General features: G+C 29.8%; 9 protein-coding genes. All 9 read right to left on the reverse strand.

Annotated features, from left to right (window positions below):
- Positions 1-226 precede the first annotated feature (226 nt).
- Positions 227-466 (reverse strand): hypothetical protein, encoded by a 240-nt coding sequence (locus BT151_RS18535; RefSeq protein ID WP_143144345.1) that lies wholly within the window; start codon positions 464-466, stop codon positions 227-229.
- 975 nt (positions 467-1,441) lie between these two features.
- Positions 1,442-2,032: a hypothetical protein gene (locus BT151_RS17965; protein ID WP_072403751.1), complete on the reverse strand. Its 591-nt coding sequence runs from the start codon at positions 2,030-2,032 to the stop codon at positions 1,442-1,444.
- 254 nt (positions 2,033-2,286) lie between these two features.
- On the reverse strand, positions 2,287-2,934 hold the full coding sequence (locus tag BT151_RS17970) for a VOC family protein (RefSeq protein ID WP_171946665.1): 648 nt from the start codon (positions 2,932-2,934) through the stop codon (positions 2,287-2,289).
- 422 nt (positions 2,935-3,356) lie between these two features.
- Entirely contained in the window at positions 3,357-3,812 is a 456-nt protein-coding gene (locus BT151_RS17975) for a GNAT family N-acetyltransferase (RefSeq protein ID WP_072403753.1), read from the reverse strand.
- A 155-nt stretch (positions 3,813-3,967) separates the two neighbouring features.
- Positions 3,968-4,987: a DUF2971 domain-containing protein gene (locus tag BT151_RS17980; protein WP_072403754.1), complete on the reverse strand. Its 1,020-nt coding sequence runs from the start codon at positions 4,985-4,987 to the stop codon at positions 3,968-3,970.
- Positions 4,988-5,117: 130 nt separating this feature from the next.
- Complete coding sequence (locus tag BT151_RS17985) at positions 5,118-5,642, reverse strand: hypothetical protein (RefSeq protein ID WP_143144346.1); 525 nt, start codon at positions 5,640-5,642, stop codon at positions 5,118-5,120.
- A gap of 146 nt (positions 5,643-5,788) precedes the next feature.
- Positions 5,789-6,127 carry a hypothetical protein gene (locus tag BT151_RS17990; protein ID WP_143144347.1) on the reverse strand — a complete coding sequence of 113 codons (339 nt, stop codon included), beginning with the start codon at positions 6,125-6,127 and terminating at the stop codon, positions 5,789-5,791.
- A gap of 227 nt (positions 6,128-6,354) precedes the next feature.
- A complete protein-coding gene (locus tag BT151_RS17995; protein WP_072403757.1) occupies positions 6,355-6,924 on the reverse strand; it encodes a hypothetical protein in 570 nt (189 codons plus the stop codon).
- 137 nt (positions 6,925-7,061) lie between these two features.
- A complete protein-coding gene (locus BT151_RS18000) occupies positions 7,062-7,973 on the reverse strand; it encodes a hypothetical protein (protein WP_143144348.1) in 912 nt (303 codons plus the stop codon).
- Between the last annotated feature and the right edge of the window lie 88 nt (positions 7,974-8,061).

An 8,061-nucleotide genomic window follows, 5' to 3' on the forward strand; every position in this document is an offset into this window, starting at 1 on the left:
TTGCGTTTTATAATGCCGTTTTAGAATAAGGTTTTAAGGTACTTTTTTTGAGTTTTGTGCGTTTAGATTTGCCGGCGAGATTATGTTTGCTAACGTTTATGTATAAGAATAGTTGCGTGTTTGAGTGCGGCGATTTTCCGAAGGAAAATCAGACGTTACAAACACGCAACGACCTTTGATTAAGCACTAAACCGCAATTATTTTTATACGGTGTTGGCAATAGTATTTATTTTTTTAGAGTCGGTTCGTATGGAATTCCGAATAATCCATTCAACAAAGTAATTCCGAATTCTTTTTTTTGTTCAATTTTCACATAGTCACTTTTATCCATAAATATTCCATCAACATTATCATCGTAAGATTTTCCAGTTATTCTACCTCGAACTTCATATTTACCATCAGACTTTATAACCCAAGGTTCAGATGATATTAATTCTCCATTCGAACGAAATGTCATTGTACTCATAACAAAATTTTTGTCCGTCGTTTCTGTTTTAGATACTCTGTTCGTTTTTAGAGCAACAGTTGTCAATAAACTAGATGACAAACTATATATCAAGTAGCTCATTATTCCAATATATCCAATATGTGTAATTCTGGAAGAATTTCCTCCGTTAAATTCTGATTTTTTGAACACAAGTATAGAAGAAATTATAATAGATAATATAATTGATATTGGCAAAAGAGTTTTCTGTAAATCCGAAATATCAGTTGTCAAATAGAGTTCAGATTCCTTTGGTAAAAAATAAAAGGCTGAAGACAAAGACGTGACTAAAAATATAAGTCCAATTATTATTCGGTTTCGTTTTTTCATATTATTGCCAACGTTCGCGTATAAAAGAAGTACGGTTTTGTATGCGAGGATTTTCCGTAGGAAAATCAGAAGCTAACAAAACAGTACCGACCTTTTGATTAAACACTAAAATAGTATTTTTTTTATACATTGTTGGCTTTAGTAATGACACATTTGAGTGAACAGGCGTATTTTGCGTTTCCATATTTTATCCGCATAATAATTATGTCAGCCGTTTTTGTCATTTACATAGCGATTTTAACTCCGTAATATTTTGAATTTTCACAGTAATTTAAACGCTGCATTATAATTCCGAAATCTATGTCAAAATCAGATTTAGTTTCGCAAACTTTTTCCGAATCAATTTTGATTCCGCAAACTATTTAAGATTAGCTTTTGAGTGTGTTCCGCATCTGGCTAAATGTCCGCGAAATACTTAAGAGAAATTAAAAAATCAGTAATTCATTCAGTTTTTTGTCAGCGTATTTTTTGTCGGAATTATTGAAGCCAACGTTGTTGTGTATGGTTAGTTGCGTGTTTGAGCAACTAATTTAGTAAACAAAAACGAACGCGAGAAAATTCCGAAGGAATTTTCCAAATAATCACTTGCCAAAGCAATTAATTATACACGTTGTTACCACACGTTTTTTATTCCAATTCTGTCATCGTGTGTTTAATGTCAGATTTATGGAATGTTTTTAAATTTATTGTTTTTCCGTTTTGGTTCTCAATTACGTATGGAACATCTCCATCCATAAACATTATGTCAAATCCCTCATAATTAATCCTTTCCCAAGATGTTGTTTTGTAATTCGGTCGTTTATTTGACATTCTCACAAGAGTGGAATCAGTTTTAAAGTAAATAGAATCTTGAAATTTTCTATTTTTCCAAAAGATTTTTTTTCCAATAAAGTCAATCGTTTGGTTATGTTTTGCAGATTCTGGTAATTTTCGATAAACGTGTTGAAATTCGTTACTAGGGATTTTTATTACTAAAGAATCGGATTCTATTTTCACGATTTCATAATATTCTAAGGGATTGTTTTCTGAATAATCTTCGTTAAATATAATATCGTTTGAAAAATACATATTCTTACTTTCTCGAAGTTCAGTTCCGTAATCATATTTTGAGCCTTTTGAATAGCACTTATTATTTTTAAAAGTCAATAAATTCCGTTCGGGAAAAGCGATAGTTCCATTTTCCGATTTTGAATATTCTCCAATCCAAGTTCCTTTCAAATCCTTGTCGGTTTGACAAGCTGATAGGAAAAGGACTAAAATTAATAATATGCTCGTTGTTTTTCTCAAATGTGTGGTAACGTTACGTATAAGAATAGTGCGGTTTTGTGTGCGAGGATTTTCCGTAGGAAAATCAGAAGCTAACAAAAGCTCACCAACCTTTTGGTTTAGGATTAAACTTAAGCATTATTTTTATACAATGTTAGCACCTGTTTTTTTATTCATTTATTTAAATGTTTAATCTATTCGGATGATCAGTGCCAGATACCTTCAGGAATTAGCTTTTCCTCTACTATTTCTACTAGCAGACTGTCAGGACCTCTAACAAAAAAACTTTTCATACCATGAATAGGATCAATTTTTATATCATGTACAATGTCTAGCCCAGCAGATCTCATTTTATTCATTAGAAGCTCAATATTTTCAGTTGAAAAGCCAATATGATCGATTGCGCTATCATCAGTTGGTTTAATTTCTTCGTTAGACCACCATGATTCTTCCTCAACTGGTTTACCAAATACAATGATATTAATATTATTGACGATTAATAAATTCCATTTCCACCGAAGCTCGTTATTCTGCCATTGCTTCGCTTCTTCATATACTGGAATGAAACCAAGATGTGATTCAAACCATTTCATAGTTTTATCAACATCAGTTGATAGTAAATGTATGTGTTCAAATCTGTGGTTTTTATTTCCAGTGTATACTTCTATAACTTCTTTTTCTGGACCAAGAAAGTACATCCAAAAATTATCACCAAGAGGTGTAATGTCGGTATGTATCGCTATTCCTTCATTGACTCTCCAATCAAACTCAGATTGACCATCTACACCTGACCAACCAATATGCCATAAACTGGAACCCAAATGTGTTGATGGTGCAGTATCGACAAGATTCATTAGTATAAACGATTTTTCCGTAAAAAGAGCATCCACTCGATCTCGGTATTTTACTTGAGTTGCACCAAAGTATTTTTGATAATATGCAATAGTTGAATCTCTGTCTGTAACATTTAGATGGACATGATGGAAATTCACTTTACTTAATTTCTCAGTATCTTCGGATTTTTCAGGTATCTGTTTACATCCAACAATTTGAAATATTAGAACTGTCAAGACAATCAAGGTATTTCTATATTTTATGTCATACAAAGTATTCGGATTCATTTTTTTTAAATTGGTGCTAACGTGTTTGTGTAAGGAACGTTGCGGTTTTGTGCGCGAGGATTTTCCGCAGGAAAATCAGAGTTAGCAAAAGAGCAACGACCAAACGGTTTAACTAAAATAAGCAATGTTTTTTACACGGTGTTGGCAACTGGCTTTTATTTAAAGTGCATTTTCATTCCTTCGTGAGTTGCTTTAAATCCCAAGTCCTCATAAAATTTTATTGCTTTTGGTCTTTTTTTGTCAGTCGTTAGTTGTAGCAAATGAGCATTCCGTTCTTTGGCTCTATTAATTGCCCATTCAAACATAGTTTTTCCAATTCCGAGTCCTCTTTTATCTTTTCTAATTCTTACAGCTTCTATTTGGGCTCTAATTCCGCCTCGATATGTCAGATATTGAATAAATGACAATTGTAAAGTTCCAATAATTTCAGCATTTTCATTTTCGACAACAATTAATTCTTGATTTTGGTCAGAGTGTATTTTGTCAAAAGCATTTAGATATTCATTCGGTAATGGGACTTGAAAATTTTCTCTTTTTTTTCCAAGTTCATCGTCCGCAATCATTTCCACAATTATTGAAACATCATTTATTGTCGCTTTTCTAAAGTTCATTATTAGTTCGGTTTTCAGCTTGTTGCCAACGGTTACGTATATGGAAAGTTGCGTGTTTGTGTGCGAGGATTTTCCGAAGGAAAATCAGATGCAAGCAAACAAAGCAACTCACATTGGTTAAGCACAAAATAGCAATTTTTTATATACAATGTTAGCTACAGTTTTTTTCTTTCTATTATTAATTTATCAAAATCTAATTCTATAATTTTTATTTTGAATAATATTTTGTTGGCAAATGAACTTGATTCAGGGTCAAAAACCCTATCTAATTGATATATTTTATCATTAAATTCATCTTTAATCTCCTCTAAAAAACCAATTAATAAAGAATTGTCAGATGTATATTTTTTGCGGAAATGAAATATCGTTTTGTTTTTTGAAATAACTTGAAAATTAAAACGATTTTTATTGAAAAATAATGTTGATAGTATAATTTTGGCTATTGATTTAGAATTGTATGGTATATTCCTTTTTTGAATCTCTTTATTTTCCAAATTATACTTTAGGTCTCCAATAGTATTAAGGGGATGTGACAATTCTCCTAAATTATCTTTTTTTAATAATATCCTCCATTCATTTTCATATTCCCATATTTCATCTTTAAACGATAAAGCATAGAGTAAAGGTAAATTTGCATTAATTTCAGCTTTTTTATTTTTTATTGTTTTTATGATATAATCATTAAATTTTATTTGTTTTAAAGGTTCATATGATATTGGAAAAATCATATATTCTTCCTTCCCAAAAGAGTTCAAAAATTCTTGTGAATTAAATTCAATACAGAATCCTTGTTCTGAAGTGTAATGAGGCCAGAATAGTTTGTTATTAAAACTATTTGTTAAACATAGAACTCCTCTGTGTTTGTAATATTCATTAGAGTGATTTTGATATATATCTTTTTGAATCTCTTGAAATGTAAGTGGGTTTTTTACATCTTTTGAGTATTCTTCATAAAAGCTATTTAAGTCCCAAAGCCAAAGACTGCCATCCATCAAATCATTGAGATCATAAGGATGTGAGAAATGAATTTTTTTGTCTTTTAAATTTTTGAAAGAATAATTACTTAAAGAATAATATTTATATAATTTCTTTGGCAAATCTACTTTAAGAGAAACTTTAGCGTTTTCCCCTTCGTAGAATAGTGTTTTATTATATGAGTCTATTTCTTTTTTCAAATTGTAGCTAACGTGTTTGTGTATGATTAGTGGCGTGTTTAAGCAACTAATTTAGCAAATAAATACCGAATAGAAAATCCGCGAGGATTTTCGTAAGTAGGCGAGAACAAGCCATTAATTATACACGGTGTTACCACCAGTTTTTTATTTGATTCAGCGTTCCGATTATCAGTCCGACAATTCCTCCGATATATGAGAAATTATGGATTTTTGCCACTTTATTAAATTCCGATTTATGTTCAATTTCAAAAGGGAAATTATAATTCGTAATAATTTCGGATGGATTTAATTCCGCAATTCCATATCCAGCAAATCCGAACAGAATTGTAATTCCGGTTACGATTAGTATTGATTTCAGCGTTTTATTCAGCAATTTTTTTTCGTCGCTATATTTCATTCCGACAATTCCGAGAATCAGTCCAGCTAAAAGACCAAACCACCAAGTTGAGAAAAATCCAACCCAAATCAGAGCAAAAGTCCAATTTCCGCCAAATTCTCTCGAATAATCATCTAAAATTCCAAAATTGAAAAAAGTCAGTTTTGTATAAAATTCAGGCGAGATTTTTGAAGTAATAAAATCGTGCGTAATTCCATAAATCACACTTATGATTATGGAAATTACTATGATTAATATTAAAGTTCTGGTTTTTTTCAAATTGGTGGTAACGGTTATGTGTAAGGGTAGTTGCGAGTTTAAGCAACTAACTTACTAAAAATGGAACGAACCAGAGGAAAATCCGTAGGATTTTCCAAGTAGGCGAAAACCAAGCAATTATTTTTACACTGTGTTGGCAAATCGTTTTATTCTTGAATTAAGTTAATTGTCAATTCACTATATCCACCATCTCGTTTTACCAAGTCAAGTTGATATGTATAATCACCATCACGCAATGGGGACTCCCCAACATAGTCAATGGGTACTATCGAATATTTTTCTCCATTTGCAGTCAGCTCAACAAATCCGTATCCATATGCTTTTTCGAAATTTTTGTAATCAGAGAACATACCTGAATCTATATTACCATAATTTACTCTTTCAGAAGATCCTGGATTAACAATTATATTTTCAAAATTTAAGTCGCTAATATTAGATAATCGGATATTAACATCACTTATCTCATTATTTTTGGTGCAATTCAATAATATTCCAATTATCAATAAGAATATTATTAATTTTTTTCTATTCCAGTTTTTTGGCATGAGCTTAATTGTTTTTATTGTTATTATAAATGTTTGCCAACGTGTTTGTGTATGGTTAGTTGCGTGGTTAAGCAACTAATTTAGCAAATAAATCACAGATAGAATATTCCGCAGGAATGTTCGTAAGTCGGCAGTGACCAAGCAATTAATTATACACGGTGTTAGCATTAGTTAATTTTCTTAATTATTCTTTTTAAACAACTAATCATTATTCCGCTAGAGCTTTTAACAAAAGAAAAATCTTCATTATCATTTTCATCAACTGATACTTGTCCAATAACTTTCCTAGAATAAATTATTTCTAAAGTATTTAAATCATAAACCTCAAGAATAGATTCAGCAACATTTTTTCTTTTCCGGTAAGTTTGTCCAATTTTTAATCCACCAATTTCGTTTTTTGAACTACTACATTTTATATTAATTAAATAATCAAATCCGGATTCTTTTTTAGCTCTTTCTAAGAACATTTTTTCAGGTTTCATAGGGACATGAGATAAGCTAATATTTTTTAAATCCTCGGCTTTCTTGAGTTTATCTCCAAGATGTTTATAAAAATTTTCATGTGCAATTTTCGTAACCTTTGATTTTATACTTTCAGGAGAATTTATTTCATTTAACAACCATTTTCCTTCTTCATACTCAATTCCATATGGAGTTGATTCATAATCATGAACATAAGAAGTTGTATGACAAGATGTTAATAAAACAACATAAATAAATAAAATGGATTTTTTCATAATTAATGCTAACGTGTTTGTATATGGTTTGTTGCGTGGTTAAAAAACTAAGTTAACAAATAAAAACCGAATAGAAAATCCGAGAGGATTTTCGTAAGTAGGCTAGAACTAGCAATAAATTATATACGGTGTTGTATCTAGTTTTTTGTTTCCCTATTTATATATTCGGCAATATCTTTAATCTCAACTATTAGACTTTTTAGCATAGCATCTGTTATTTTATGATATTCACCATTTTTATTTTTTCCATTCCGATGAATTAAATCGTGTCTAATTTTTATTGCTTTTGGTAATAAATTTAATCTATCTGAAAAATCAATATTAAGTACTTTTTTATATAATGGAATTACCTTATTTAAGTTGTGATAAACAATTTTATTTAACTCAACTAATATTTCAGATTTCAAATCATTCATTACGTTATAAATATTTTTTTTGTCAATCTTGATACCACTAAAAATATTATAATCTTCTACAACTTTAATTTGTAAATCTTTATTTGAATCAACTTTACTAATTAAAAAATCAGATATATATGTTTCGAAAATTGTTATTAAATTACTATAAATTAAATTTTTTATTATTTCGTTTTCAGATATTGATTTTGAATTAAGAATATCAAGAATTCCAATCATAGATTTTCCGAAAACTAAATAATGATTTTCATTTAGATATTGTTCAATAATTTCTAATTCTAACGGGAATTCTATTGTGTATTTATTTTTGTCCTTTATTTCTGTACTATAATAAAGGCTTTTATTAATGTTTTTTTCGAATTCGTTAAAATCGCTCTCAATATTGATAATCAAATCATCATCTATTGAAATGTCAATTTTATGGTAATTCGATTTCTCACAGTGCGGACATCCAAATTCATTTTCCCATACATAATAGGGATATTCTAGAAAAAAAGTATTGGAATAATCGAAAAACATAATTTCATTTTCAACTCCACAAAGACCACATTCGAACTTAATTAATAAGTGATTTTTATTTTTTAAGTCATTGATATTAATTCTATTTCCTTTTTTCCACATAAGTTGCTGCATTCAAGGTTCTAACGCAACAAACGTTGCTTTTTTTTGTGAGATACTAAGCTACATTTTTTAGTTCAGAATCCATAATTTCTTGAGGTGT

This window comes from Flaviramulus basaltis, assembly GCF_900114265.1.
Taxonomy (GTDB): Bacteria; Bacteroidota; Bacteroidia; order Flavobacteriales; family Flavobacteriaceae; genus Flaviramulus; species Flaviramulus basaltis.

Excerpts from the sequence above, each read along its gene's own strand:
- BT151_RS18000 (WP_143144348.1), bottom strand. The coding sequence starts at position 7,973 with ATGCAGCAACTTATGTGGAAAAAAGGAAATAGAATTAATATCAATGAC.
- BT151_RS17975 (WP_072403753.1), bottom strand. The coding sequence starts at position 3,812 with ATGAACTTTAGAAAAGCGACAATAAATGATGTTTCAATAATTGTGGAA.
- BT151_RS18535 (WP_143144345.1), bottom strand. The coding sequence starts at position 466 with ATGAGTACAATGACATTTCGTTCGAATGGAGAATTAATATCATCTGAA.
- BT151_RS17995 (WP_072403757.1), bottom strand. The coding sequence starts at position 6,924 with ATGAAAAAATCCATTTTATTTATTTATGTTGTTTTATTAACATCTTGT.
- BT151_RS17970 (WP_171946665.1), bottom strand. The coding sequence starts at position 2,934 with ATGAATCTTGTCGATACTGCACCATCAACACATTTGGGTTCCAGTTTA.